The organism is Lutimonas vermicola (assembly GCF_038433205.1).
In the GTDB taxonomy this organism is placed as follows: Bacteria; Bacteroidota; Bacteroidia; order Flavobacteriales; family Flavobacteriaceae; genus Lutimonas; species Lutimonas vermicola.
The window spans coordinates 150,753-177,228 of record NZ_JBCDNA010000003.1; the positions used below are offsets into that span (position 1 = coordinate 150,753).

The 26,476-nt window shown below is 38.3% G+C and carries 25 protein-coding genes; 8 read left to right on the top strand and 17 right to left on the bottom strand.

Features of this window, described 5'->3' with window-relative positions:
* Nucleotides 1-12: 12 nt before the first annotated feature.
* Complete coding sequence (locus AABB81_RS12645) at nucleotides 13-1,407, bottom strand: DUF5689 domain-containing protein (protein WP_342160915.1); 1,395 nt, start codon at nucleotides 1,405-1,407, stop codon at nucleotides 13-15.
* Nucleotides 1,404-4,202 carry a carboxypeptidase-like regulatory domain-containing protein gene (locus tag AABB81_RS12650; RefSeq protein ID WP_342160916.1) on the bottom strand — a complete coding sequence of 933 codons (2,799 nt, stop codon included), beginning with the start codon at nucleotides 4,200-4,202 and terminating at the stop codon, nucleotides 1,404-1,406. Before AABB81_RS12650 ends, AABB81_RS12645 begins: the two co-directional genes overlap by 4 nt.
* Nucleotides 4,203-4,362: 160 nt before the next feature.
* Between AABB81_RS12650 and AABB81_RS12655 the strand changes: the two genes are divergently transcribed.
* Entirely contained in the window at nucleotides 4,363-5,397 is a 1,035-nt protein-coding gene (locus tag AABB81_RS12655; protein ID WP_342160917.1) for an endonuclease/exonuclease/phosphatase family protein, read from the top strand.
* 13 nt (nucleotides 5,398-5,410) lie between these two features.
* Here AABB81_RS12655 and AABB81_RS12660 read toward each other — a convergent pair whose 3' ends face one another.
* The gene (locus AABB81_RS12660; RefSeq protein WP_342160918.1) at nucleotides 5,411-5,749 is read right to left on the bottom strand and encodes a toxin-antitoxin system YwqK family antitoxin; all 339 of its coding nucleotides are present in this window, start codon (nucleotides 5,747-5,749) and stop codon (nucleotides 5,411-5,413) included.
* A gap of 107 nt (nucleotides 5,750-5,856) precedes the next feature.
* Here AABB81_RS12660 and AABB81_RS12665 point away from each other — a divergent pair, with 107 nt between their 5' ends.
* Nucleotides 5,857-6,666 (top strand): DUF695 domain-containing protein, encoded by an 810-nt coding sequence (locus tag AABB81_RS12665; protein WP_342160919.1) that lies wholly within the window; start codon nucleotides 5,857-5,859, stop codon nucleotides 6,664-6,666.
* Nucleotides 6,667-6,679: 13 nt separating this feature from the next.
* Entirely contained in the window at nucleotides 6,680-7,582 is a 903-nt protein-coding gene (gene mmuM / locus AABB81_RS12670) for a homocysteine S-methyltransferase (protein ID WP_342160920.1), read from the top strand.
* A gap of 26 nt (nucleotides 7,583-7,608) precedes the next feature.
* On the opposite strand, the gene radA is transcribed toward mmuM, so the two are convergent.
* Genes radA through kbl form a run of 4 tightly spaced genes read right to left on the bottom strand, consistent with a single transcriptional unit; the run spans nucleotide 7,609 to nucleotide 11,462 of the window.
* Nucleotides 7,609-8,970 (bottom strand): DNA repair protein RadA, encoded by a 1,362-nt coding sequence (gene radA, locus AABB81_RS12675; protein WP_342160921.1) that lies wholly within the window; start codon nucleotides 8,968-8,970, stop codon nucleotides 7,609-7,611.
* 20 nt (nucleotides 8,971-8,990) lie between these two features.
* On the bottom strand, nucleotides 8,991-9,743 hold the full coding sequence (locus AABB81_RS12680; RefSeq protein ID WP_342160922.1) for a UDP-2,3-diacylglucosamine diphosphatase: 753 nt from the start codon (nucleotides 9,741-9,743) through the stop codon (nucleotides 8,991-8,993).
* A gap of 34 nt (nucleotides 9,744-9,777) precedes the next feature.
* A complete protein-coding gene (locus AABB81_RS12685) occupies nucleotides 9,778-10,230 on the bottom strand; it encodes a 6-pyruvoyl trahydropterin synthase family protein (RefSeq protein WP_342160923.1) in 453 nt (150 codons plus the stop codon).
* A gap of 38 nt (nucleotides 10,231-10,268) precedes the next feature.
* Nucleotides 10,269-11,462: a glycine C-acetyltransferase gene (gene kbl, locus AABB81_RS12690; protein WP_342160924.1), complete on the bottom strand. Its 1,194-nt coding sequence runs from the start codon at nucleotides 11,460-11,462 to the stop codon at nucleotides 10,269-10,271.
* A gap of 190 nt (nucleotides 11,463-11,652) precedes the next feature.
* On the opposite strand from kbl, the gene AABB81_RS12695 reads away from it, so the two are divergent.
* Nucleotides 11,653-12,003, top strand: coding sequence for a hypothetical protein (locus AABB81_RS12695; RefSeq protein ID WP_342160925.1), 351 nt, complete (start codon nucleotides 11,653-11,655; stop codon nucleotides 12,001-12,003).
* A gap of 20 nt (nucleotides 12,004-12,023) precedes the next feature.
* On the opposite strand, the gene dprA is transcribed toward AABB81_RS12695, so the two are convergent.
* Entirely contained in the window at nucleotides 12,024-13,127 is a 1,104-nt protein-coding gene (dprA, locus tag AABB81_RS12700; RefSeq protein WP_342160926.1) for a DNA-processing protein DprA, read from the bottom strand.
* A 116-nt stretch (nucleotides 13,128-13,243) separates the two neighbouring features.
* On the opposite strand from dprA, the gene AABB81_RS12705 reads away from it, so the two are divergent.
* Complete coding sequence (locus AABB81_RS12705) at nucleotides 13,244-14,164, top strand: HU domain-containing protein (protein ID WP_342160927.1); 921 nt, start codon at nucleotides 13,244-13,246, stop codon at nucleotides 14,162-14,164.
* A gap of 63 nt (nucleotides 14,165-14,227) precedes the next feature.
* Entirely contained in the window at nucleotides 14,228-14,737 is a 510-nt protein-coding gene (locus AABB81_RS12710) for an acyl-CoA thioesterase (RefSeq protein ID WP_342160928.1), read from the top strand.
* Here the strand turns inward: AABB81_RS12710 and AABB81_RS12715 are convergent.
* The 6 genes from AABB81_RS12715 to AABB81_RS12740 all read right to left on the bottom strand — a co-directional run bounded on the left by AABB81_RS12715 (nucleotide 14,734) and on the right by AABB81_RS12740 (nucleotide 21,694).
* A complete protein-coding gene (locus AABB81_RS12715) occupies nucleotides 14,734-15,597 on the bottom strand; it encodes a fructosamine kinase family protein (protein ID WP_342160929.1) in 864 nt (287 codons plus the stop codon). The two genes, AABB81_RS12710 and AABB81_RS12715, sit on opposite strands and share 4 nt — an antisense overlap.
* Before the next feature lie 13 nt (nucleotides 15,598-15,610).
* Nucleotides 15,611-16,774 carry a murein hydrolase activator EnvC family protein gene (locus AABB81_RS12720; RefSeq protein ID WP_342160930.1) on the bottom strand — a complete coding sequence of 388 codons (1,164 nt, stop codon included), beginning with the start codon at nucleotides 16,772-16,774 and terminating at the stop codon, nucleotides 15,611-15,613.
* Between the two features lie 95 nt (nucleotides 16,775-16,869).
* Nucleotides 16,870-17,637, bottom strand: coding sequence for a lipoprotein insertase outer membrane protein LolB1 (gene lolB1, locus AABB81_RS12725; RefSeq protein WP_342160931.1), 768 nt, complete (start codon nucleotides 17,635-17,637; stop codon nucleotides 16,870-16,872).
* A gap of 9 nt (nucleotides 17,638-17,646) precedes the next feature.
* The gene (locus AABB81_RS12730; protein WP_342160932.1) at nucleotides 17,647-18,561 is read right to left on the bottom strand and encodes a tetratricopeptide repeat protein; all 915 of its coding nucleotides are present in this window, start codon (nucleotides 18,559-18,561) and stop codon (nucleotides 17,647-17,649) included.
* A 66-nt stretch (nucleotides 18,562-18,627) separates the two neighbouring features.
* A complete protein-coding gene (locus AABB81_RS12735; RefSeq protein WP_342160933.1) occupies nucleotides 18,628-19,635 on the bottom strand; it encodes a sugar phosphate nucleotidyltransferase in 1,008 nt (335 codons plus the stop codon).
* A 52-nt stretch (nucleotides 19,636-19,687) separates the two neighbouring features.
* Nucleotides 19,688-21,694, bottom strand: coding sequence for a ComEC/Rec2 family competence protein (locus tag AABB81_RS12740; RefSeq protein ID WP_342160934.1), 2,007 nt, complete (start codon nucleotides 21,692-21,694; stop codon nucleotides 19,688-19,690).
* A gap of 90 nt (nucleotides 21,695-21,784) precedes the next feature.
* On the opposite strand from AABB81_RS12740, the gene AABB81_RS12745 reads away from it, so the two are divergent.
* Nucleotides 21,785-23,122, top strand: coding sequence for an MATE family efflux transporter (locus AABB81_RS12745; RefSeq protein WP_342160935.1), 1,338 nt, complete (start codon nucleotides 21,785-21,787; stop codon nucleotides 23,120-23,122).
* Between the two features lie 62 nt (nucleotides 23,123-23,184).
* On the top strand, nucleotides 23,185-24,075 hold the full coding sequence (locus tag AABB81_RS12750; RefSeq protein ID WP_342160936.1) for a DUF302 domain-containing protein: 891 nt from the start codon (nucleotides 23,185-23,187) through the stop codon (nucleotides 24,073-24,075).
* Nucleotides 24,076-24,123: 48 nt separating this feature from the next.
* On the opposite strand, the gene lpxB is transcribed toward AABB81_RS12750, so the two are convergent.
* From lpxB to surE, 3 genes are read right to left on the bottom strand one after another with little or no spacing between them, the layout of a single operon-like run.
* Nucleotides 24,124-25,233 (bottom strand): lipid-A-disaccharide synthase, encoded by a 1,110-nt coding sequence (gene lpxB / locus AABB81_RS12755; protein WP_342160937.1) that lies wholly within the window; start codon nucleotides 25,231-25,233, stop codon nucleotides 24,124-24,126.
* Nucleotides 25,234-25,268: 35 nt separating this feature from the next.
* Nucleotides 25,269-25,547, bottom strand: a complete 279-nt coding sequence (locus AABB81_RS12760; protein ID WP_342160938.1) for a hypothetical protein — start codon at nucleotides 25,545-25,547, stop codon at nucleotides 25,269-25,271.
* On the bottom strand, nucleotides 25,547-26,317 hold the full coding sequence (gene surE, locus AABB81_RS12765) for a 5'/3'-nucleotidase SurE (protein WP_342160939.1): 771 nt from the start codon (nucleotides 26,315-26,317) through the stop codon (nucleotides 25,547-25,549). Before surE ends, AABB81_RS12760 begins: the two co-directional genes overlap by 1 nt.
* Nucleotides 26,318-26,476: the final 159 nt, after the last annotated feature.

Here is a 26,476-nt window from a genome sequence, read left to right on the forward strand (position 1 = left end):
AAATCTCCCGGATCAATTCGAAGAGGTATCTCCTAAAATCAAAATATTGTCCAGATCATAAGTCGTCGAAGCCCCTGGATCGGAGCCTGTATATTTAAAAGCTAGCCGAATACTGCCTTCTAAACAATCAAGTTGAAAAGAATTGGTACCGGTAAATTCCTTATTGCTTCCATCCCTGCTTCCAACGGGAATCTTTATATCCAACTGATGCCAGCTCGCTTTATTAATATCATCCGTATCATCGGTACTGAACCAAACGGTTAAAAGGGTTCCTTCTTCAAAAGTTGTTCTTATGTCGAATGTCAGGTATTCATCTCTCGATTTGTCTAGTTCAATTACCGGGCTTACCAGCCAAACCTCCATAACATACTCATTGGAATCATAGGCTGAAATTTGAAGAAAGCCATTCTCATCAGCGCTTCTTTTTCTAAATCTGCCATTGCCAAAATTTTTATTTACATTTTGCCAGCCAATTTTATCAATATCCTTGGTGCTCTTAAGCTCGTCAAAATTCTCATAAAAGATAATATCCTTTTTCTCATTCTCGACCCCTTCAGGACATTCAAAAAATACCGGGTCACAGCGCTCCTCTTCCGATTGCTTAAGGTCTTCGGGAGAATTCAAGATCAAATTGATCTTACGGGAATAATAGTCGCTGCTCATCACAGCGTTCAGATCAAACTTCTTACCGGGTAATAGGTTTGACCTGAAGTTGGCGTAGGTACTCGTGAACAAATAGCTTCTTGCCAGATTATCGCATTGTTCAACAATACGCATGCCGTTGTAACGGTCATATGCTTCAGCTGCAAATGATTTTCCGAGATCCTGTCGAATAAATTGAATTTGATCGAGCGCTACAAAAATGTTCATCATTGACTTGGTAACCTCTTCCAGGGAAATATTGAGCGGAATGATTTCAACTGTTTCAAGTGAACGAATGATAAACTTATCAAGTAAACTTACAGGGATGTCGACAAGTGAACCTCCTGATAAATAACCAATGACGTACTTCCCATTCTCCTTTTGCATACTTAATCCGGCCAGCTTCAGGAATAATTTTCGGCCAAGATTATATTTGGAATAATATGATCTTCTGTCAATTTTAAGTTCCAGGCCATGAGTTGGATTTTCCGGTTGATCCTGAACGACCAGTGTCTTATAAAAATTTCCAGCCTCATCACTTGAAATCACAAATGCCTCTACTACGATATGATCATCAGCGTCAAATGTATATATCTCTTTTTCTGACTGTTCGAATGAATTAATGGCTGTTCCAATATCGGATGTTACCGAAATATCGACTGCTGAGTGTTCAGGGATCCAAATATCGGTTCCGGGCTCCTGCAGACAGGCAAAACAAGGTAAAAAAATAGCAAGTAAAGTTGATTTTGTAAAAATATATTTCATAGTCTGATATAAAACGAAGTAAAAAAAGTTGTTCCATATGAAAACCAGTATTTTGGACCAAACAAGGGTTTTCTTCTGAGCTTGTCTTCCTTTAATGTGAGGTAATTTGCATTTCTGGATTGCTCAAAACCCCCTGTTTTGTATATAGTATTTGTGAGGTTATTTACAGAAGCAAAAAAACCAATATACAGGTCCTTTATTTTCCATGATTTTCCACCAACCATATTCAGGTTCATATAAGGTTCCAGCGATTCCTGACCCAACAATTTTTTGGCCAGATCAATATCAACCGGATGAATTGGCAAGCCGTCGGTATTCAGAAAGAAATTTTTAGTCCTGGTTATAGGAGCAACTGCAACAAAAGATTTATGAAAATAATTTAAACTGCTGCTAAACCACCAGTACTTGGGGCTCGAATACTCAAAACCAAATGAATACACCTCTTGAGGACCGCCGGTGGCATAATAGCCCCTTAAAAAGGATTTACCCAGGTTTAAAGGTCCTTCAATGGCATTAGACGTGAGGTACAGTTGAGGGTTTGAAGCATATATGGACCTGCCCAAAGCGGTGACAGCCTTCAGTTTGAAATTCATAAATAAAGGTACTTCAACGCTAAATTCAAGCCCCGCGTTTTGTTTATCGATACTTGTGAGAACCTCCTGAACAAAGGCACTGGACGCTGAATTTTCAAGGCCAGTAAGTCCATCGGCATAATAGAAGGAAACCTTTGATCCGTCCTTTATCCTCACATAATAGCCTGATATGGTTGCGTGGAAGTTAGGATGTCTCCAGGTATATTTCAAATCAATGCCCGTCATTCGCTGAGGTTTAAGATCATTGACCAGGTCATTGCTTACCCTGACATTGGAGAATACATGATTCATCACAGGGGCCTTTTGTAAATAGTTAACATTCAATGCCATGACATGCCTTCCAGAAAACTTATACGAAAAACCCGTTTTAAATGCCGGCAAATGAAATGTCGCAACTTTGCTCTTTCCCAGGGAAGCGTTCTGTGGAAAGAATCCGTTTTCATAGATTCCATTTCTAAAGTAACTGTTCGATGTAAATGCCAAACCTATAAATGCATCCGTTTTTTTTGACCTGTAACTTGTTTGGATAAATGCATTAACCTCCTTCGCCATAAGTTGATAATTGTACCTGAACTTTTCGTTTTCCTGGACTATTCTGTTGATTTCTTGAAGGTTGTTTTGGGCCCGGCTAAAATTGTTGGCAAATGAATCCACATCCAGGTATCCAGAACCTCCAAGAAGGTCTGTCATCAAGGCATAATTCTCTGAAGTGTTCCCTGTGATTGAAACTGCCCCATCCATTGAAAGTTTATCGGATAAAATTGTTGTAAAACCCGAGTTTAAAGCCCAAAACTGATTATCCTGACGATCTTCATACAGGGCATAAATAGCATTATTCCCTACAGAAGGGTTCGTGTTTTCATCATACATTTGCTCCCAGTCGATCTGGCCCTTTTTCATAAATTCCTGTTCAGCCAAATAGGCTCTTCCAAAATCCGGATTGGAAGGGTCTTTAAGAAAATAGCTCGGCAATTTTTGATAATAAGATGGGTCGGGGTTTATTCCTCCTCCAATAAATGATTGAGAATTCTGTAAATATCTTAGCCCTGAATAATCTAACCTGCTCGAGGAAACTGCTCCAAATTGATAGGTAAAATGACTGTGGATACTTGTCTTTTGATTTATACTAAACTGATAATTAAGTTGAAATATAGGCTCAAGGATTCCTTTCTCACGGGAATTTCTTTTGTTGTTTTTCTGGTATCCCCAGTAAGAATTGTAAGACTCATTTTTTAATTCAAATACTTCTTTTGTTAAAGGAGATGACTTACCTTTTCTGGTATAGGCATAAATAAAAGTGGCATTAATACTTTGTCGCTCACCAAAATGTTTATCAATTGAAGCAAGAAAGGAATAGGCCTTGTAATTTGTTCCTGCCCTGTAACCTTGATCAGCCATCCTTACTGAAGCCGATAACATACAGGCCCAGCCTTTATTCATCAATCCACTGGTAAAAGTTGCCATAAACCTGTTTTGATAATTTTTATTAGACAATGCGCCCGAAAGTTTTATGCCTTTCCGCTGCTTTGAAGCCCTGCTTATCATATTAACTCCGTCAAACAATCCTCCGATGCCATAAGGAGAAGTTTGCATCGAGGCAAATCGCTCCTGCTCTCGCAAAGCATCATTTAATCCACCCCAATTGCTCCATTCCGGGCGTCCTGAATAAATTTTATTCATAGTTACCCCGTTCAACATGACTTGAGTGTGTTCAGAGCCAAGAAACCTGGGCCTGAAAAAATTGGAACCGAAATCATAGGCTGCCGTTCTCGAAAAAAGATCCTTTCCAGCCATTAAAATCCCTGAAATATTCTCGACCTCACCATTACCACTGTCAATTTCATCCTGGCTGAATTCAACCCAGTCATCATTTTTGACCATCTCTTTCGTTCTTAAAAGAGTCACCGGGCCCATATCAATTTCCTTTGCGCTGCCATCAAGTTTTAGAGGGATTCTACGTTTTTTATAACCCTTCAATTCAAGGTTTAATACCGCTGTTCCGAGCATCGGGCTTTCTATGATAAAATAACCTTCTTCATCAGTGTATACTGACATGTTATGGCCTTCAAAACTTATTGAGACAGGATACAAACCTCTGCCGGAAATTTGATCAACAACCCTCCCCGAGACATTTATTTGGGCAAAAACCAAAAAGCCTTTTAAGAAGCAAAGAATAACCAGCGTAACGATTCTTGGGTCCATAAAATGTCGATGAATAAAATGTACACTCTTTTGGTACACTTCAAAAACAGATGTCAACAAATTTGAAAAACACTTAATTTCTTGCTTACAATTTCATTTTTTCATCATAAATCAAAACGCTGATCTTCGATTCCCGATGAAGAGATATTATAAAATAGTCATGCTTATTTTCTTGTTGCAACTTGTTCAGCCTGTTGATGGTCAAACAAAAAAATACAAGGTGATGACCATTGGCTTTTACAATGTTGAAAACCTTTTTGATACGATTGATGACCCCAAAACCATTGACGAAGATTACACGCCAAACGGCAAAAATCACTACTCCCAAAAAGACTACAAAAAGAAGATCGACCATATGGCAAAAGTAATCTCAGAAATAGGGTCAACACCAAAAAGCAAAGGGCCGGTAATTCTGGGTTTGGCAGAAATTGAAAATTTTAGCGTGCTTCGTGATTTGATTGAAACAGATCAGTTACGCAGACATCAGTATCAGATTATACATCAGGATTCTCCAGACAGAAGAGGCATTGACGTTGCTTTACTCTATCAACAAGAATTTTTTACACCCTTAGGGACCGAAATCATTGAAGTCAAACTTTGGAGTGATAAAGGCCAAAGGATATATACACGTGATATTCTCTATGTTTACGGTATCCTGGAGGATGAAGAATTGCATATTCTTGTGAACCACTGGCCCTCAAGACGAGGAGGTAAAAATAAAAGCAATCCCAAAAGAGTAAAAGCGGCCTATCTGGCAAAACAATTCACTGACAGGATATTTATTGAAAACCCAGATGCTAAAATTATAATTATGGGCGACTTTAATGATGATCCGAGTGACGAAAGCATCAAAAACGGGCTTCTTTTACCGTCAGCTGTTGAACAGGAAACCGGTAAGCGGTTCTTTAACCCCATGGAAAGCATGCATAAAAAAGGATTCAATACCCTGGCTTACCGTGATGGATTGAATCTATTCGATCAGATGATTATCTGTAATAACTTGATTCGCGATGGGCAAAGTGAATCAGGATACCTGTTCTTTAGAGCAGGAATCTACAATCCCTCATATTTAATAACAAAGCGGGGTAGGTATCTGGGATACCCTTTTAGAAGTTTTGATAATAATCACTATTCAGGAGGTTACAGCGACCATTTTCCGGTATATATTGAATTGGTCAAACCTTTTTCAAATTGATGCAAGCTTGTTATTATTCTATAGGAATTTCTTCAACCTTTACAATTTTGTTTTTGTTATACACAACTTTGGTTTTCTTATCCATAAACCAATAATACCAGGTTCCTACTTTATCACCATTGTCATATATGGCGACACATTTTCTGTTTCCGTTAGGATAGTAGCTCTCCCACGAAGCGTGCAGCTTACTCTCTTTGGTCATAAAACCATGTTGCATAACCGACCCGTCATCATAGTAAATTGTAACTTCAAAAAGATCTCCAACGGGTTCAATTTTTTGATTTTTCCTTTCCTGTGAATAAGAAAATGCAGTGTATAAAACCATGATCAAGAAAATCAGTATCTTTTTCATTATTTTGGATCTTTAAAATTTATGATAAATTTAGTCCTATTCTCTATTCTTTCCTATGATAATTATCATCGATTAATTTATTAACTTTGAGATTATTAGCTTTTCATATGAGTCGTTCCTTTTTCTTTTTAATTGTTCTTTTATTGACTTGTGTTAATGTACTTCAGGCCCAGGACGACTGGGTTGAATACGTTTCCATGAAAGAAAATGGTCCGATGTCTGTCTCGCTTGACTTAAGTCTTGACCTGGCCAAACCAAATTATCCCAACCTTCTCATTGTTGGGGTCAAATTTAAAAACTGTCTCAACAATGGTTTTCCATCCGAAGATAGTCTTGACGAAATATTCTCCTTTTCAGATTCTACCTTGGCTGCTATCGATAAGATTGCCAAAAATCGTTTGGCTGGCTATATCACCTACCAATGCATGGCATTTGATGTTTTTTATGTCAAAGACACTGTTAATCTCAGAGCGGAATTAAACAAAATGTTCGACGATAATTTCTCCGGGGTCAAAACCATTATCGATATTAGAAGAGATAAAAAGTGGTCTTATTATTACAATTTCCTTTATCCGAGAAATTTTTCTTCTGAATTTTTGATTGATCAGGGCTATCTCCATGATCTTGTTCTTCAGGGAGATGATCTTCAAGGTCTGAGGAAGGTCAATCATTGGTTTTATTTTAAAAGTGTGACAAAAAGAAATGATATGGGTAAAGCTTTAAAAACACTGAAATTCTCTCTTGACTCCATCGCCTATCAAAAAGAAAGGCAATTCCCTTTTCAATTAACCATTTCAAGACAGGATTCAATTTTACCGATGTCTATTTATGAGCTAACCACAATGCTTCGCAATTTATCAGCATCAATGAATGGTCTTTATGATGGCTGGAGTACAGAAGTAAAACCTAAGCAATAAAATATATTGTTTTATGAATACGATTAACTATCCCCTGATCCTTGATGGAGGTCTTTCAAATGTTCTTGAAGATTATGGCTGTAATCTCAATCATGAGCTTTGGTCTGCCAGGCTTCTAAAGACAGATCCTGAATTGCTGGTAAAGGTACACTATACCTATTTGGAAGCGGGCGCTCGTTGTATTACAACGTCGAGTTATCAGGCTACCGTTGAAGGTTTTATGCGATCTGGAATTGATAAAAATGAAGCTGAAAAACTTTTATTGAGTTCCGTTACACTCGCCGAAAAGGCAAGGAATCTTTATTACAATAGACACGGGTTGACTCAAAAGGTCTATATCGCTGCCAGTATGGGGCCCTATGGAGCCTTTCTGGCGGATGGATCAGAATATCAAGGAAATTACGGAATTTCAGAGGAAGCATTAAAAAACTTTCACGGTAAAAGAATTCGGTTATTTGCAACTACGGGGGCAGATTTCTTAGCTTTCGAAACCATTCCAAGCTATTTGGAAGTAAAAGTATTGTCTGAGCTACTCGATCAATATACCAAGCCTTCGTGGGTGTCATTTTCATGCAAAGACGAACTACACTTAAATGACGGAACAAGAATTGAGGAAGCAGCGTGCTTGCTTGCCAACAAACCACAACCGTTTGCCATCGGCGTGAACTGTACATCTCCAAAATATATATCTGAAATCATCGACGGTCTGAAAAAATCAGCGCCGGGTAAAAAGATCATTGTGTACCCAAACTCAGGAGAAGTTTATCATGTAGAAAGTAAAACGTGGATTGGTGTGTCGGACTCTTACGGTTTTGAAAAAATGGCGGCTGCATGGCGCAAAAAAGGGGCAGATATCATTGGTGGTTGCTGCCGAATAGGCCCCGATCATATCAACAGAATAAAAGGCTTACAATAATTCTTGTTTGGCGTTCGTGTTGTATTCTAGACTTTAAATAAAACACTGATAACCTCTTCTATCTTGCTTACTTTAATGATCTCGATTTCAGGATTCTTTTTGGCGATTTTGTTGAATTTTGATAATACGATTTTCTTAAAACCAAGTTTTTCAGCTTCCTGAATCCTCTGTTCTACCCTCGATATAGCTCTTATCTCTCCGGCTAAGCCCACTTCGGCCGCAAAGCAGATGTTTTGGGGTATGGATATTTCACTATTAGAAGAAAGTACCGCACATACCACTGCCAGGTCAATGGCGGGGTCTTCCACCCTTAATCCTCCTGCAATATTCAAAAATACATCCTTGGCCCCAAGTTTAAAACCTGCTCTTTTTTCCAACACGGCAAGCAGCATATTCAATCTTTTAATATTATACCCTGTACATGATCGCTGGGGCATGCCATAAACAGCAGTACTTACAAGGGCCTGAACTTCTATCATCAGGGGCCTCATTCCTTCAAGAGTAGCAGAAATAGCTGTTCCGGTCAGATCAGAATCTTTTTCGGAAATAAGGATTTCTGATGGATTTTCAACTTCCCTTAAACCCGTGTGAAGCATTTCGTAAATGCCCAGTTCGGCAGTAGATCCAAACCGGTTCTTTTGAGCCCTGAGAATACGATAGGTATGATTCCGGTCTCCTTCGAATTGAAGCACAACATCAACCATATGCTCCAATATTTTAGGACCGGCAATATGTCCTTCTTTGGTAATATGCCCTATTAAAACCACCGGAGTATCCGTTTCCTTGGCATACTTTATCAATTCAGCCGTCGTTTCGCGTATCTGAGAGATACTTCCGGGGGAGGCTTCAATAAGTTCGGTGTGCAGGGTCTGAATAGAGTCTATTACAATAACTTCAGGAGATGTTTCTTCAGCCGAATTAAAGATTTGATGTGTTTTTGTCTCGGTCAGAATCAAACAATTTTCATTAGCCGATTTAAGCCGGTCAGCACGCAATTTGATCTGGGTCATGCTTTCTTCGCCTGAGACATAAAGAACCCTGTTTTTCATCATCAGTGCTATTTGCAGCAGCAAAGTGGATTTTCCAATACCTGGTTCTCCCCCCAATAACACTATGGAACCTTTGACTAATCCTCCTCCTAAAACCCTGTTTAATTCTTTGTTACAGGTGTCGATTCGTTCTTCGTTTACAGCAGTAATTTCCTTTAATTTGACAGCCTTACCAACCTTTTTACCAGAACCAGCTTGCTTCCAGGAAGTCTTTTCCTCTCGCTGTATCACCTCCTCAACGATGGTATTCCATTCATTACAAGAATTGCATTTACCAACCCATTTTGGGAACTGAGCCCCGCAATTTTGACAAAAAAAAGTAGTTTTGATCTTGGCCATAAATGATAATAAGAGGTGTTTTATTGATATGTTTTCAAAGTGAGGTCTTTTCCGTCAAATACAGCATAGGTAAAATGCGAAATCCAGTCTCCGGTATTGATATATTTACTGTTTTTTCCTACCTCAATTTCCATGGGTAAATGCCTGTGTCCAAAGAGAAAATAATCGTAATGCTTTTGTTCCAGCTTTCTTTTGGCATATTGTGCCAGCCATTCATTTTCTTCCCCTAAAAACTTTATGTCTTCCTGCCCGGAAATCAGTTTATTCTTGGTCGAAAGGTATTGGGCAAGTTTAACGCCGATATCCGGATGAACCCATCTGTAAAACCATTTTGACAAAGGATGGGCAAATATTTTTTTCATCCTTTTATAGCCCTTGTCGCCTGGTCCTAAACCATCTCCATGTCCTATTAAAAAGGTTTTACCTTCAAATTCATATTCTTTCGGGTGATGATAAACAGGAATCCCAAGTTCCTTTTCAAAATAATCAACCATCCACAGATCGTGGTTCCCAACAAAGAAATATATTGGAATTCCACTATCTCTGAGTTCGGCAATTTTTCCCAGTACCCTGACAAATCCTTTTGGAACCACTGTTTTATATTCAAACCAGAAATCAAATAAATCCCCTAAGAGAAATATGGCTTCAGCATCGTTCTTTACTTCGTCGAGCCAGGATATAAATTTCTTCTCCCTTAATTTACTGCTCTCAGAATCCGGAATACCAAAATGCTGATCAGAAGCAAAATATATGTTTTTTGGAGGCTTATTCATTCACAAGTTTATTTTTCAAAACAACAGATCTTAACTAGTGCTGGTCATCAGCATGCCACTCAGCATAAGAATTAGCTGTTTCATATAACTTTAACGAATGTAATAAAACATTTTGAGGTAATTGTTTTTGAATTTTCACTGAAAAGTCCAATAGCATATTTTCACTTGTAGGCTGGTATGGCACAAGAACTACATTATGAGAGTGATCATTGATCGTATGCGCTAATTCCCTGTGGGGAGAATTTTCATTCAACACCACGGCGTGATCAAATTTGTCAACGATTTCGTTTTTGACGATGACCTTTAGATCACCAAAATCCATCACCATCCCGTTTTTAGGATGCTGATCATCATCAATAGGTATCCCGATAACGGTAACATGCAAATGATAGCTGTGTCCGTGAATGTTTTTGCATTTGCCATCATAACCATAGAGGGCATGAGCCGTTTCAAAATCGAAATGTTTTGTTATCCTAATTTTATTCATCTTTCAAATTCTGTGGAAATCAACGATCCCATTTTTAATTAAATAACATTCAATTCCTTTCCTACCTTAATAAAAGCAGCAATGGCCTTGTCTAAATGTTCTCTTGAATGTGCAGCACTTAACTGCACTCTTATCCTAGCCTTTCCCTTTGGAACCACCGGGAAAAAGAATCCTATTACATAAATTCCCTCCTTTAGCAAGTCATTGGCCATATCTTGGGATAATTTTGCATCGTATAGCATAACCGGAACAATGGCTGCATCTGCTCCCACTAAGTCAAATCCCGCTTCTTCCATTTTTGATCTGAAATAATTCGTGTTTTCTTCAAGTTTATCCCTTAAACTTGTATCATTCTCTATCAAATCAAAAACCTTCAAAGAAGCTCCTACTATCGCAGGAGCAAGAGAATTGGAAAAAAGATAAGGTCTTGATCGCTGTCGCAATATCTCGATGATTTCTTTAGGGCCAGTCGTATAGCCACCCATAGCCCCGCCAAGGGCTTTTCCAAGGGTTCCTGTAACAATGTCTACCCTTCCCATTACATTTTTCAACTCAACGGTACCTCTTCCTGTTTTACCAATAAAACCGGTTGCGTGACATTCATCGACCATGACCAACGCGTCGTATTTGTCGGCAAGGTCACATATCTTGTCTAATTGAGCTACGATTCCATCCATTGAAAAAACCCCGTCGGTAACAATGATCTTAAATCGATGCCCTTGCTTATTGGCTTCTATCAACTGTTTTTCCAGATCCTGCATGTCATTGTTTTCATATCGGTAACGGGCAGCTTTGCAAAGCCTGACCCCATCGATAATTGAAGCGTGATTAAGCGAATCTGAAATGATGGCATCCTCTTTTTGAAATAATGGTTCAAAAACCCCGCCATTTGCATCAAATGCCGCGGCATATAAAATCGTGTCTTCTGTTTTATAAAAGCGCGCTATTCTTTCCTCCAGTTGTTTATGGATATCCTGGGTTCCGCAAATAAACCTTACCGATGACATACCATAACCATGATGGTCCATTGTATCTTTGGCAGCCTGTATCACCTGGGGGTCATTCGACAAACCAAGGTAATTATTAGCACAAAAATTGATCACTTCTTCTCCTGTGGAAATTTTAATCACAGCATCCTGGGAGCTGGTGATAATTCTTTCCTTTTTATACAAACCAGCCTCTTTAATTGTTCTTAGCTCTTCCTCTAGGTGATCTTTTATTTTATTATACATACGATTGCTTTGTTTTTTGGCAGTTAATACTTTTTAATCCCGGTATTTAGCAGCTAATATTTGTAAGGATACGAATTTAAAACCTTTTAAGTACCACCTTAATACGATGATGGCTCTGCATTGGCAAAAGTAAGAAATTATGGGGTATTTGTATTTCGTAATTAGTATTTTTGACATCTAAATTATTGATATGGCCAGGGATGAAAAGATAAAGATGCAATGGGAAGAAATCCAGAAAAGTATTTCTGAAAAATTTGGAGGAGGTGAAAAAATGGATCTTGATGCCATCATCTATCTTATCGGAATACAGGAACTCGGCAAAGGCTATCAAAAATTCAGCAAGGATGAAAAACTGAACATCATGCATATTGCTATTTGCAAATTGCTCGAACCCTTTGGATATTATGATTTTGATTATTTTGACGATGATGGTTGGCCCCACTATAAAACCATAGACGAACTGCCAACATTAAAGGCAGGTGAGCAATCTGTATTGATGAAGGAGGCCGTTGTTCTTTATTTTGAAAGGTTAAGCGCATAATTTTCCTGTGCTCCACCAGGTTATATAGCCTGAAATCGCTTTCCCGAATGGCCTAATACAATTCCTTTTAGCTCTAGTTGCAGCAAAAGCATCAAGGTTTTTTGAACACCGAATCCGCTCTCAAGAGCCAGCTCGTCAAGGAGTTTTTTACCTGATCCCTCCAATAGATTGTACAGCCGTCTTTCCTGCTCATCGAGTTCGACAAAAAGTTTTTTTTGAACAGGCTTTTTGACTGATGGTTCTGATGTCCATCCCAAAGCGTATTCAAGGTCTTTAAAAGAAGTGACCAAGGCCGCTTTATTGCTTTTAATCAGCATGTTACAACCCTGGCTAAACCTGTCTGTGGTTCGACCCGGAACAGCCAATACATCCCGATGGTAAGACGAAGCTAGTTGAGCCGTGATCAATGATCCCCCTTTATGAGCGGATTCCACGACAAGGGTAGCCTCTGAAATTCCTGCGATAATTCTGTTTCTTTTCACAAAATTCACCGGGTCCGCAACTGTACCCGACCAAAACTCTGTATAAAGCCCGCCATTTGTAATCATTTTCTGAACCGTTCCGGTATGTGATTTCGGATAGATGCGGTCGAGTCCATGAGCCAGAATACCAACGGTACAAATATCGTTGCGCAGAGATTCCTGATGGGCACAAATGTCTATTCCATAAGCCAGTCCGCTCACAATAATGGGGTCATAAATTTTTGCTTCTCGAATAAATTCTTTTAAAAACCGGCTTCCATAGCTTGTCATCAGCCGGGTTCCAACAATACTGATGACCTTTTTTTGGTTGATATTGAACTTTCCTTTTTGAAAAAGTACAATCGGTGCATCCTGGCAGTGTTTTAGTTTTGAGGGGTAGTCCCGATCTGAAAAACAAACGGCATGCAGTTCCTGGTCTTCTAAATAAAGTAGTTCCCTTTCGGCCTTTTCAAAAATTTCCCGCTTATTTAATCCCTTAAAAAGTCCAGAGCCAAATCCTTTGATTTTCCTTTTTTTGTGTTGTTTTTCATCGAATATTGATTTGACATCTCCAAAGTGATCCACAAGTTTTTTAGCTGTTACCGGGCCTATTCCATCCACTGCCTGCAGGGCCAAATAATAAAATAATTCATCATTTTTCATCTTAAAAATTTGATTTTCAATTGTGCATCTTTTTGTTAATAAAAATGACAAGGACAATGTAAACCCTCATTGTTTTTTTTTAGTTTTGTTTAAGTGAATCTAAACTCCCTTTTTCATTGAACCTAGCGAATTACATCAGTGATCTATTATATCGATACGAATGTGTCATTGTTCCAAAATTCGGAGGATTTGTGACCAATAATAAGTCTGCCAGAATCGATATTTCCCGTCACACCTTATATCCACCTTACAAACAGATTACATTCAACAGTCATCTTACCAACAATGACGGGCTTCTGGCAAATTATATTGCCTCGGTTGATCAGATCTCCTATGACTGTGCGGTAAATTATATTCAATTCGAAATTGATGCCTGGAAAGAAAAACTGAAAAACAGTGAACTCACTTTGAACGGATTAGGAACGTTTAACCTTTTGGATGGAAAACTGCATTTCGAACCGCAGCAAAAAGTAAACTATCTAACCTCTTCTTTTGGTCTTTCCAATGTGGTTAGAAGTGAAATTGAAAGAGAGTCAGCTCCTAAAGTGGATACAGTTGTTGAAGCACCTAAGGTAATTCCTGTCAGAGAGAAAAAGACGCCAAATTATCTCAAATATGCTGCAATATTCGTAATTGGCCTATCTGTTATTGGGTTTTCCGCAAAGTATTATCAGGATCACCTTTATAAAAAACAATTGATTGAGGCACAAAATCAGCAAGATTTGATGGAGGAAAAGATAGAAAGTGCCACTTTTGTAATTACCAAACCTCTTCCTACCCTGAATTTGGAGGTCGAAAGCAAGAAAAAAAGCTTTCATGTGATTGCAGGGGCTTTTAGATTTCCGCAAAACGCTGATCGAAAAGTGAAGCAATTGTTGAAGGAAGGTTATGATTCCCGCATTCTTGGAGTGAATAAATGGAACCTTACTGTAGTTTCATATGGTAGTTTCTCTACAAGAGATGAAGCGCTTGAAAATTTGTCGGAGATCAGAAATAATGTCGCTAAAGACTCTTGGTTGCTCATTCAGGAATTTTAATAATTGCCCCTTTATTTATTGAGACTTACTCATTTTTAATTAAATTGTTTATCCCCATTTAAGATGCAAAGCAAGACCCCTAATGATTCTTTAACAATAATGACCGACCTTGTTTTACCGGGTGAAACAAATCCTTTAGACAATCTTTTTGGAGGGGAGCTCCTCGCCAGAATGGATCGTGCTTCGAGTATAGCAGCCAGGAGACATTGCAATCGAATAACCGTTACCGCTTCGGTAAACCATGTGGTTTTTTCAAAAGCTGTTCCGGTTGGCAGCGTGCTCACCATTGAGGCAAAAGTTTCCAGGGCTTTTCAATCATCCATGGAAATTTTTGTTGATGTTTGGATGGAAGACAGGGAGTCAGGAGAGCGAACCAAAGTAAATGAAGGGATCTATACCTTTGTTGCCGTTGACAGGACTGGAGCACCTGTGAAGGTTCCTGGAATTGTGCCTGAAACCAAACTCGAACAAGAGCGGTATGACGGTGCTTTGAGAAGGAAACAGCTCAGCCTTGTTCTTTCAAAAAAAATGGATCCACAGGATGCCACTGAATTGAAGGCTCTTTTCCTCTAATTTTTTCGGGTAAATCTTTTGATTACATTCTCAATACCTGACAAATAAGATCTTCCGAATAAGATCAAATGAACAAGGTTAGGGTATAAATTATGAATTGAAATACGGTTTTGCCAACCTTTTTCCAACGGAAAACAATCATTGTAAAAGTTCAGGAATGCTGAGTCAAAGCCACCAAACATCTGAGTCATGGCAAGGTCTGCCTCACGGTGACCAAAATAAACCGCCGGGTCAATGAATACAGGTTTTTGTCCTGCAGAACAAAGTAAATTACCCGACCAAAGATCTCCGTGCAAAAGCGAAGGAGGCTCAACAGGAATAAGTTCAGAAAAAACCGTGAAGAATCCTTCGAAGGAATTTAAATGACTTTCACTTAGGAGCTTATTGTCAAAAGCTTTTTTTATTAAGGGTTTAATACGGTTTTCAATAAAAAATTGTTCCCAGGAGCTTTTGAATTCATTAGCCTGTTGCAAAGAACCAATATAATTGTCGTAGTCGAGACCGAAAAATGTGTGACTGCTCTGATGAAGATTCGATAAATCCTGTGCAAAGTACATCCAGAATTCTTTGTTGGCCCTCTCCTCTTCAAAATACTGAAGAATCAGCACCTGCAGTTCGTCATGCTCAAAATGGTCGATAACTTCGGGAGTCGTTACGCCACTTTTACCAAGTTGTTTTAAACCTTTGGCTTCCCTTTCTAACATGTTGGGAAACATTTCACGATAATTGGATTTTATGATAAACTGCCCTGCGGAAGTATCCAGCATATAAACATCGTTGATATCTCCTCCCGAAAGCGGGGACATGGATATAATATCGACTGAAAGCCTGTCTTCAATTAACTTTTTGACAACCATCATATGATTGCTGAAACTAAATTTTATAAACCCACTCCTCAGGGTTCTGCCTGTGAATCTCTTTGAACAAGACAAAAGCCAAAATGGTTTTTCCGGTTGTCTTATCGGTATGGATCTTACCAAGCAGTTGTTTGGTCGATACGAGGTCTCCTTTTTGTACGGTTACATTATCGAGGTTCTTGTAGACTGAAATATAATTTCCATGCTGCACAAGAACTGCTTTCTTTTTTCCAGGAAGTATCTGAATAGCCAATACTTTACCGTCAAAGATCACACGGGCATTGGCATCCTTTTCTGTAGCGTAAAAAACGCCATTGCTTTCTATGGTAATACCCTTTAAGGTTGGGTGAGACTGTTTTCCGTACCTTCTTACTATCACTCCTCTTTCAACAGGAGAAGGAAGTTTGCCCTTGTTGGATATAAAGTCTTTTTCAAGAGCAACGGCTTCAGGGGTAAGTGCAAAGCCCGAACTTTTTACATTTGATTCCTTTCTTGAATTAGCCATGGCTTCTGCAATTAAGGCTTCAATCTTTCTTTCTATTTTCTTTTCCTCCTTTTGCTTGGTATTGATTTGAGCGATATATTGTTTTTCCTTCTTTTTAACTGATTTCACCAGGACTTCTCTGGAGGATTTTTCTTTGCTGATACTGTCCTTCTCCTTGAGGTTAATGGCAATCAATTCTTCCTTTGCGCTTCTGGTGTCAATCAACAAATCGTTGAGGTTTTGAAGCTTTATGGTTTCTACTTTGATCTCTTCTCCTTGCCGTTCCCTGTATGCAGCATATTGTTTCAAGTAATCCAAACGCTTATAGGCCTGCAAAAAATTTTCAGACGAAAGGAGAAACATCAAACGGCTGTTCTTTGTTTTACTCTTATACGATTGAACAACCATATTGGCATAGTCCTTTTTAAGAAATTCCAACCTTTCCTCCAGCAAATCCACTTGTCTTTCGTTCTCTTTGATTTCAAGATTCAACTGTTCGGTTTCTTCATTAATCGTATTGATCAACTTTGTTCTGACTCCTATCCGCTGAACCAGATCAGAAAGGTCAGACAATAAGGTTTTTTCTTTCTTTTGTGACTGAAATAAAAGCGTATTGATTTCTTTAATCTCTTTTTGGAGTTGAAGTCGTTGCTTTTCAAGCTCCTGCCTGCTCTGCGCCGCAACTGAAAAAGGCACAAGGCAAAGTATAATAAGTAAAATGATTGAAGATCGAAAATCAATCGATAGGTAGGGTCGACGCTTGCATTCCTCTATGTTAGCCTGAAGTAATATCATTCAAGTTCAATATTTCTGTAACCAGCTGGTATTTCAAAGGGGAATTTCAAAGGAACATTAAATTGTACATTCTTAAAACTTACATCTATGATCGTTTTCATCTTCAGGGTCGTAGCAGTGATTAAAAATCTTTTAGGGAACAAAGATTCACTAATTTTATGAAAATCTTTATATAAAATTGTTAAATTTTGTTTCTTTTCCACATGATTTATTTTCTCAAAGACAACCTTAAAATGATCAGGATCTATCCTGTATGTAATGTCAAAAATAGGATTTCTTTTCTTGGGATGCAATTCATATTGTCGATCCTTTATGCTAACCTGGTATTTTTGGGATTCCAAATCCAACAAAGCCTCCCCTAAAAAGAGGTTCTGAACTTTTTCAAAATCAAAATCGGTACCGAGCCAGGCAGTGATCAGTTGAAAATCTCCATCAAAAGCTGTTTTACCTACTTTTTCATAGAATTTTACTTCTGAAGGCGTGATCATAAGCTTGGCAACCGGAAACCCAAGTTTTGAAAAATTGAGCCAGAGAATAGAATCTTTAACCATCCTCAACGAAGCGTTTATATTGGGATAATCACCCTCTCCCCTGTACTTGATTTGCATCATGGCCTTGACCGAATTTCCTGAAAAACTGGTCGACTGATTCTTCTTGATCACAGAACGCGCAGATAAGATCTCGATGCTTTTATCAGAAACCTTAGCACTTTTACAAGAAATCAGGGTCAAAACAATAACGAGAAAAGTAATGGTTCTATTCATTTACCCTTGTTATTTATCTTTTAAATCCAAAGCCTTGTTGTAAAAATCGGTTGCCTGTTTGTTGTTACCCATGGCTTTATGGCTAAGACTCAGTTCTTCATAAAAAAAGGCCGTTAAATTATTATCGTCAATGATATAATCCAATCCTTCTTCCAATATTTGCATAGCCTCTTTGTACTTTCTTAAACTATTGAGGGCACGCGCATTCATTAAATAAAGACTTGGCTGGGCCGGAAATAATGACAATCCTTCTTCACTATCCTTTAGCAAATCAAGATATTGTTTTGTTTTCCATTGTTCCTCCAATAAAGTCACCAAGGTATTATAATCCCGGTTCAAAGCATACGCTTCCTTAAGCCGGTCTACCTGCCTCATGGGGGATGATTCAATGACAGGTTCCGAAATTTTCAGCATTGGCCCGCTTCCATCCTGCAACAACGATTCTTTTAAAGCTTCAAGCCCCTCCGGCAATTTATTCAAATCATCGAGCTTTTTCAAAAGTTTGATGGCATTGTCAATCTCGCCTGATTTAATATAAAGTATCACCAAGTCGGCTTCTTCCTCGGGTTTTAAACTATTGATGGTGTTTTGAACCTTAATAGCTCCCAAATAATCATTTCGTTTGGTTTTGATCTCCTTTAAATGACGCAGCATATGCAAATTCAAAGGCTCATTTTCAAGTCCTTTTAAGATATAATATTCTGCTTCAGTATATTTAATGAGCATTGCATAGTTCTTGGAAAGTTCAAAAAGCACGGCAACATTATCTTTTTCAATATTGTTACATGCCTCTAAAGCGAAAACTGCCTTGTCATAATTTCCTATGGCCTTCTGCTGCAGGGCCTCGAAAAAAAAGGTTTGAAAATTAATATTCTGCTGTTCCACAAACATTTCTTCACTGGAAACAACATCTTCTTGTCCCATAATGAGAAAGGAGTGAAAAATTACTCCAAAAAAAATACCTATATGTGTTGCTTTTATAATCAATATCTATTTCAACACTGAATAATCTCCTATACTTACTGATTTGAATTCTCCATCAAAATATGCATTGTTTCCTATCATGGCTTGCTTTAATGTCACATTTTTGATTATTGTATTGGTCTGGATCAGTGAATTGACAATTTTTGAATTCTCCACGATGCTATTATCCCCTAAGGAAACATTGGGGCCTATAACGGAATCATTCAATTCCACGTTCTCGCCAATATAACAAGGTTCAATGATGCTGGAATTGTTTAAAGTTACACTTTTGGAAATTAAGTTTTCATTCTCCTGACTCGCAAATTGTAATATTTTACTATTCGTATCAACAGTGACCTCCTTATTCCCGCAATCCATCCATTCGGTGACCTGACCGGGAACAAATTTCAAGCCTTTCTGTTTCATGTTTTCTAAAGCATTGGTCAGCTGGAACTCGCCCTTATCTTTTATATTATTGTCGAGCAAGTACTGGATTTCTTCTCTAAGAACCTCTCCATTTTTAATGTAATAGATTCCGATGATCGCTAAGTCGGAAATAAATTCATCCGGTTTTTCAACAAAATCAGTGATAATACCATCATGGAGTTTGACGACCCCATATGCACTTGGCTCTTCAACCTGCTTGACCCAAATGGCACCATCTGATTCCCCGTCTAACGTAAAGTCTGCTTTAAACAGGGTGTCTGCAAAAGCCACCACGCAAGGTCCTTCCAATGTATCCTTTGCGCATTGAATAGCATGTGCGGTTCCCAAGGCCTGTTCCTGCACAGACACTTTTCCTTTGGCACCCATATCACGGGCAATAGTCATAAGCTTTTCTTCTGTATCCTTTGGGAAAGTAGGTCCAATCACAAAAGCAATTTCCTCAACTTCCTGATCGATTACCTTTACAATATCTTCAACCAATCTCTGGACAATAGGTTTCCCCGCTATTAAAGTAAGTGGTTTCGGAATAGTTAGGGTATGCGGCCTTAATCTTGAACCAATTCCAGCCATTGGAACTATGATATTCATGTTTAAATATTTTTTCTTTTAAACGCCCAAATATACATAAAATTGTTACAGCTTATGAATGACTTATAAGCGTGAATGCACCATCCCTATAGGTATCATGAAAAATTATACCCTTTTGTTTACAAGACTTTTCCCAAAGAGACTTATAGGAAGAGAAATCAGACCCGTCGGCAATAATTACTTTTGGTCGTATTTCGCCTAAAATTCTGTCAAGATTTATTTGAGGAGAATTTATGAGTATCAGGATATCCGGTTTGAATCCAAAATCACTTTTTATTGACAAATGATCAATAACCATGATGTTGTAATTCCCCACTTTATAAAAGTTTAACATTTGCTCTGATTCGGAGAGATTAAGTAAAAAATGGTTCCTTGCATAGTTTTTCACAAAACTCAATTCTTTAACACTGTTAGCTCCTGAACCCGAATACAGAATTCCCTTATCGCCTGTTCGCCTGAGAAACAGGCTCTGTTTATACTGATGAAATACAATAAAAGCAGATTCAGATTGGGTAGTCCTTTTCTCAAAAAGAAGGATTGAAAACAGCAAAATACAACAGACCAATATGGCTGCAGGTCTTTTAGCATTGAGTTTGCTGATGCTAAAAGTTAACAAACCAATAAAAAGATAGCTTATATATAAAAGGGGTTCAGTAAAAAATACATTTTTAAAGATCAGGGTATTGATGCTTCCAAAAATCTCTATGGTATGATTCATCATTGTGATTATCATTGCGTAAACCTCAACATAGAAGGGCCACAAAAAATTAAAAAAGTCAAGTATTATCATAAAATATCCCATTCCCAAAACAATCCCTAAAAAAGGAATGATGGCAATACTGCTTAGAACGAATAGGGCAGAGAAGTGATGAAAATGATATAAACTTAAAGGTAATACCCCAAGTTGAGCGGAAATAGAAATCACAAAAAGGTTCCAGATATAGCGCAGTAATTTTTGATCCGGATTCCAAAGCGATTTCAAAAAAGGACTGATACCAAGGATAGCTGCTACGGCAAGATAACTCATTTGAAACCCAAGATCGAAAACATACAATGGTTTAAATATCAGGTTGAGAAACAAGGCTGTGAATAAATAGTTGCCCAGCTGTGAATAACGTCCAATACGTATTCCAAAAGAAAGCACGGTGAACATAGTTGCGGCTCTTATTACCGAAGGGGATAATCCTGAGATGAAAGCAAAAAACCACAAAAATCCAATGAGTAAAACCCATTTTATGGCTTTCCCATGGCGCAAGCGCTCGAACGGCCCTAAAGCAACATTTAAGATCATCAGTAAAATGCCAATATGCAATCCTGAAATTGCTAAAAGATGCATGGCCCCGGCATTCTGATAACTCGACGTTGTTTCTTTAGAAAGATCCTGTCTCTTACCCAGTAACAAGGCTTCAATTACTGAAAATTCTTTACTGGTAAATCCCTTATCCCCTAACGACTTTATGATTCGGCCACGACACATTAACGCAAGTGCTCTTACATTCATTTGTTCTGCCGGGAGCGTTGTGAACTGTTCCTGACTTAAACTCAACTGATGATAGATGCCTTTTTTTCTAGAGTACTCTCTAAAGTCAAACGCTGCCGGATTCAGGACTTTCCCTATTTCCTTTGGCTCTGTGGAAGTTAAAATGCATTCATCCAATCTCAAAGGCTGGCTCATTTGATCTTTTGAGATACGAATTAAAATATCACCCTCTGTTTTTTTCTTATCGACACCGGTGATCTCTCCTCTGAATCTGAAATAATGGCCTGTGTGTTTAAGTTCTTCTCTTAAGGAAATTCTTATACTTGAACCTGGGATAAAATGGTGCGTATAATGCATCAGGTTTCGGCCGGGCTTGTTCTTTGTAATAATGAACATCCCATACTGCATCATCAACAGGGCCGAAAATAAAACAAATAAAAAAGGAGGGTGAAATGAGTTCCTGGCATTGAAATAGCATAAAATAAAAGCAATGAATATTAAACCGGCTCCTGTTGAGATCCATTCTAATGAAAAGTCAAAAAAAAACCGATCAGAATCCCCGTGATCAGGGAGAAACAAAAATGTGCCGGAAGAAATTTTAAATTGATCAAGAGGGTCTGATTTTCCAATTTAATTGTTTTATTTTCGCCCTGGTAAACATTCGGCTCGTTGAACAAACTTCCTAAAATCTCCTTTCGGCAAATCAATAAACTGGCAATTCCTGCGATCATTTCAGGTATTGCCGAACCCTTGTTGTCAATTACAGATACCGCTATTGTTGGCAATATTCCTGTAAATCCAACCGAAGCCCTTGCAGCAGTGGGTATAGCAGGATCATTTATTTCGGCTATTATTTGGATTCTTGCCCAGACCAGGTCTGCGATTTCGGCTATTATCGCCCAATACTTTGGAGCAAACAAACTTAAAGAGATACAACATCTGCCAGCTCAGATCATTTTGATTAATGTTATCCTCAGTATTTTTATTTATGCACTAACGGTTTTTTTTGTCGAAAATATTTTTGAGTTATACAACGCAAGTGGATTGATTCTTGAAGAATCAGTTTCCTATTATAAAATCAGGGCTTTTGGCCTTCCTTTTACGCTCTTTGTGTTTTCTGTTTTTGGGGTTTTCAGAGGTCTTCAAAACACCTTCTGGCCCATGGTTATCAGTATTATAGGCGCCTCTCTTAATATCGCCCTTGATTTTATTCTCGTATTTGGTGTCGAAGGCCTTATTCCTGCCTTTGAGGTTGAAGGGGCTGCCTGGGCAAGTGTTATCGCCCAGGGCGTCATGTCGGTTTTGGCTCTGGTACTTCTTTTTAAGAAAACTCCCTTTTCACTCAAACTGAAATTCCCATTTCATCCAGAGATCAAGCGCCTGCTTTCACTTAGTCTTAATTTGATCCTAAGGGCCATCTCATTAAACATCGCCCTTTATATGGCCAATGCTTATGCAACAAAATACGGTGCAAATTATATCGCCGCTCAGACCATAGCTTTCCAGATATGGCTTTTCTTTGCATTTTTTATAGATGGCTATGCCAGTGCAGGCAATATTATGTCGGGTAAATTCCTTGGTCAAAAGGAATACGCCAAAATTTGGAAACTCAGCAGTCAACTCAACAAGTATTCCTTTTTCATATCGTTAGTTCTTGGATTGATCTGTCTTATATTTTATGAACCTATTGGCCTGTTGTTCAGCCAGGAAAAAGAAGTGCTTTCATTGTTCTACGGCATTTTCTGGATTGTCCTTTTGATGCAACCCGTCAATGCTGTTGCTTTCGTTTTTGATGGTATCTTTAAAGGACTTGCAGAAGCGGTCCTTTTGAGAAATACGCTTTTAGCTTCTACCTTTCTTGGCTTTATACCTGTCTTACTGATCGGTGATTATTTCGATTTGAAATTATACGCGATCTGGATTGCATTTTTTGTTTGGATGTTGATGCGTGGTGGCATCCTTCTAGTCATCTTTAAGAAAAGATTTCTCCCCAAAAAACTTAGATGATATTTGTTAGTTTTTTAATCGACCTGATTGATTATTTTTGTGCAAATGTTAAGAAAACTCCAATGAAAAAGTCAATATTTCACCTTTCAATCATCGTTATCTTATTCTCTTTTAACCTGGATGCTCAGGAAATAAGCCCCTACGTTTCGGTAGGTGAAACTCCGAACTCACTTGAACAAACCGAAAAATCCGTGGTAGATGCACTGGTTAAATCCGGTTTTGAAATTTTGGGTCAATATCACGCGGAGAACAACCAAACCCTTAAAGTGATTGTATACTCAAGAAAAGACCTGCAACAGATTACATTGAAGGTTAAAGACAGGGGAGCCCTGGCTGCGGCCCTCAAAGTTGGTTTAAAGGCAGATGGGCCCGGAACCCATATCAGTTATATCAATCCTGAATATCTTTTTCAGGCCTACTTAAGGAATTCATATGATGCACATGCCAAAGGACTGGAAAAAGTCACCGCCGATGTAAAGGCTGCACTTTCTCCTTTAGGCAACGAAAATAGAGAATTCGGGGGTTCTATGACTGTGGAAGAATTAAGAGAATACCATTATAAAATAATGATGCCATATTTCAGCGACCCTGTTACCTTAAAAGAATTCGGAAGCTTTGAAGAAGGGGTGAAAACCATCGAAAAAAACCTGAAATCAAAAAAAGGCAATGCTGAACTTGTATACAGTTTGAAATTTAACGATCAAAAAACTGCCGTCTTTGGAATTGGGTTCCTGGATGATGAGAAAGGAGAAAAACAATTTCTTCCAATCATAGGAGAAAGCCATCTCGCGGCCATGCCATACGAGATTATTATTCAAGGTAAAACGGCAACTATGTTACATGGCAGGTATCGTCTTGCCGTACATTGGCCAGAGCTATCCATGAGTACTTTTATGAAAATAAGAAGTACTCCGGGCGACTACAAAGATCTCTTTGAAGGACTTTGTGAATAGTAGTTTTTATTCAGAGATCATTGCACAGTATGACGTGAAAGGCATTGTCTAAGTATATTTTGTGATCAATTTTGCGGTTTTTTCGCTGGCTCCTTTCCCTCCTAAGGCCCTTTCCAATTCATAGTATTGATCAAACATAATTTCCCTTTCCTTGTAGTCCAGAATTTTAAACAATTCATTCTCCAGATTGGTTTCGTTAAATTCGTCCTGAATCAATTCTGTAACGACTTCCTTGTCAAGAATAAGATTAACCAGTGAAATATATTTCACATTGACCAGTCTTTTACCAATTTGATAAGAAATCTCATTTCCTTTATAACATACCACTTCGGGGACCTTAAAAAGTGCTGTTTCCAGGGTTGCTGTACCCGAAGTTACGAGAGCTGCCGTGCTAACAGACAGAAGGTCATAGGTTTTATTTATTACGATTGCAATATTTTCTTCGCTTATAAATTTGTGATAAAAAGAAATGTCCTGCCCGGGAGCCCCTGCTATTACAAATTGATAATCCGCAAATTTGGGAGCCATTTTAAGCATGACAGATAACATCTTTGAAATTTCCTGCTTTCGGCTTCCAGGCAAAAGGGCTATAATGGGTTTTTCATTCAATCCATTTTCCTTTGCAAACTTTGATGGATTAATTGGCTTTCTGCCAGCAATGGCATCGAGCAAAGGATGCCCTACAAAATGTACCGGAAAATCATGCTTATCTTCATAGAATTCTCTTTCAAAAGGAAGAATGACATACATTTGATCAACATCTCTTTTGATTTTTTTTATCCTGTTCTCTTTCCAGGCCCAAATCTGTGGCGAAATATAATAGTGTACAATGATTTGGTTCCTTTTGGCAAACTCGGCAATCCTTAAATTAAACCCCGGGTAATCTACAAGGATCAGTGCATCCGGAGCGTATTCAAGAATATCTTTTTTACAATACTTAATATTGTTGAGTATGGTTCTCAGGTTCATAATTACTTCGGCAAATCCCATAAAAGCAAGGTCCTTGTAATGCTTCACCATGGTGCCACCAACTTCCTGCATTAAATCACCGCCCCAAAACCTGAAATCAGCATGACTGTCTTCAATTTTAAGTGCTTTCATAAGGTTGGAAGCATGGAGGTCTCCTGAGGCTTCTCCCGAAATAATGTAATATTTCAAAATACGATCAATTTAAGTTATATTGATATCGGGCTTTATAAAAATTTACTGATCAAAATCAAAAAGGCTATAAAAAAGCAAGCAATTAATACGCCCCTTGCTCTGAAATCCTGTTTCTTTTTTAAAAAAATAAAAAAAACAAATAAGTTTGGAATAGCTGCCAGGCCAAGGACTTTTCCATACAAATTGCCTTCATTCAGTATTTTGATGGTTTCTTCAAAGCTATACGTCGATACAAATTCGACATAGATAAAAAAACCAAAGGCCGTTGCAATGAGGCCAACCAGGAATCCAATTAAAATTTCTTTTTTCATTATAATTTCCAGTTATTCAATGAGGGGAGAAAATGATGCGCCGTTAGATCAAATCCAACGGGTACCACTGCTATATAATTATTGTTAAGCGCCCATAAATCTGTATCTTCTCCTCGATCCAGATTTATAAACTTTCCAGTGAGCCAATAATATTCCTTGCCTTGTGGATTTACCCTTTTATCAAATTCTTCCACCCAATTAGCCCTGGCCTGCCGGCATATTTTAATCCCTTTAAAATCATCCCCTGCAATTTTTGGAAAGTTCACGTTGAGAACAACTCCATCCGGCAATCCGCGTTCCAGCACATTAAGTGCAAGGCTTTTAATATGCTTTTTAAGATGATCAAATTTCGCGTTCCACGAATAATCCAGAAGAGAAAATCCAATAGCAGGAATTCCCTCAATTCCTGCTTCAACGGCCGCACTCATTGTCCCTGAATAAATAACATTAATTGAACTGTTCGCACCATGATTTACACCGGAAACACAAAGATCGGGTTTCTTATTGAGAATTTCACTGATTGCCATCTTTACGCAGTCAGCCGGAGTCCCGGAGCATCGATATTCCAATTGAGGTCCCTCATCTATAGTGACTGCATCACAATAAATCGTCGAATCCAAAGTTATAGCATGACCCATTCCGCTTTGAGGGCTATCTGGAGCAATTACGATCACATCTCCTATTTCATTCATGACGGAGATTAATGTACGAATCCCGGGTGCCGTAATGCCGTCGTCATTTGTAACCAGGATCAAGGGTCGTTTTTGCATTTGAAAAGAATTTAAGACAAAAATAAAACTTTTGGAGTTACCGTCTGAAGTTTATGTTTAACATTTAATTATGAGCCAAATCGTGAATTTATAGCTAGTATTGTGTTCTGTTTTGTGAATTTTGCAGACATTTGTCGGACTAATTGTCATTTATTGAAT